Annotated in this window: 1 protein-coding gene; it reads right to left on the bottom strand. The window is 58.3% G+C overall.

Annotated features, from left to right (window positions below):
* Nucleotides 1-39: 39 nt before the first annotated feature.
* A protein-coding gene (locus AC3WXD_RS34915; RefSeq protein ID WP_492325742.1) for an IS3 family transposase occupies nucleotides 40-1,406 on the bottom strand; the annotation gives its coding sequence in 2 pieces (ribosomal slippage) (nucleotides 40-929 and nucleotides 929-1,406; 1,368 coding nt in all).
* Nucleotides 1,407-1,460 lie beyond the last annotated feature (54 nt).

The following is a 1,460-nucleotide window of genomic DNA, read 5'->3' as shown; positions in this document are numbered from 1 at the left end:
CCGGTGAACTGACCCCCTAAAGTTGGACGGTCGGTGACGCTAGGCGCCGAAGGGCTGGGTCCTGTATTGCACAGGACTCAGCCCTCTTAGTTTGAGCTTGATGCGGTCGTGGTTGTAATAGCGAATGTAGCGCGCCAACCCGGCCTTGAGTTGGTCCACGTTCACGAACTTGTTCAGATGGAAGTATTCCGCCTTGAGCGTGCCGAAGAAGCTCTCCATGGCAGCATTGTCTAAGCAGTTTCCCTTGCGCGACATGCTTTGTATCACGGCGTGTTCGTCGAGCATGCGTCGATAGGCCGGCATCTGGTACTGCCATCCCTGGTCGGAATGCAACAACGGTTTGTCGCAGCCCCGGCACTTGACCAGGGCCTTCTTGAGCATAGTCATGACCAGATCGAAGGTAGGCCGCTTGCTCGTCTGGTAGGCAATGATTTCGCCGTTGTACAAGTCCATTACCGGCGATAGATACAACTTCTCTGCGCCCACATTGAACTCAGTCACGTCGGTCACCCACTTCTGGTTGGGGCGCTGCGCGTCGAACTGCCGTTTCAACAAGTCGGGCGCAGTACGTCCGACTGCCCCCCGATAGGAGCGGTACTTCTTGGGCCGCACTACCGACTTCAACTGCAACTGCCCCATCAGGCGCTGCACTGTCTTGTGGTTGATGACCCTCCCCGCCTGCCGGATCGTCGCGGTGATGCGCCGATAGCCATAGCAGCCCTTGTGGCTTGCATAGACAGCCCGGATCCTGGCTTTCACGTCTGCGTACTTGTCGCGCGCTCCCATCACCTTTTGCTGGTAGTAGAACGTGCTGCGCGCCAGGCCCGCCGCCTTGAGCAAGCCCGCCAGCGGGTATTGCTGCCTTAGCTCAAGCACTATTTGCGCCTTTTCTGTTGCGCCGCTTTCTTCGCTTGAACCAAGGCATCGAGTTTTTTTAGATACGCCACCTCCGCGCGCAGATTCTCGATTTCCTTGAGCAAGTCCTTGCGGGAACGCTCGTCGTTGGGGACTGTGGTGTCGGTGGCAGGCTTATCAGGCATGGCTTGTGGCATCGTCTTGGGGCGCCCGCGAGGTCGGGGCGACAGGGCATCCATACCACCACTATGATAGCGGCGCTCCCAGACCCCAATGCAGTCAGGGCTGCGAATGTCGAACACCGCCGCCGTTTGCCCGACCGACCAACCCTCTCGCCACATGCGCTGCAGCACTGCCAGCCTGAACTCAGCGCTGTAGTGACTGAACTTCTTGCGCAGCCCGTCTCGGCCATGCTGGCGATAGCTCGCCACCCAACGCTCCACCAGACTGTGACCAATACCATGCTTCGCCGCAATTGCATTGAAGCCGACTCGACCGCTCAGGTACTGCCTTACCACCTTGAGCTTGAACTGCTCGTCGTACTTCGCCATGAAAAACACCCCAAAAAGGTTGGACAGGTGTCCAACTTTTGGGGTGCAGTTCAC

It is taken from the genome of Cupriavidus sp. FW216-B1, assembly GCF_058789195.1.
Note: the sequence above shows the minus strand (reverse complement) of the source record. Positions and strands in the feature narration are given on the sequence as shown.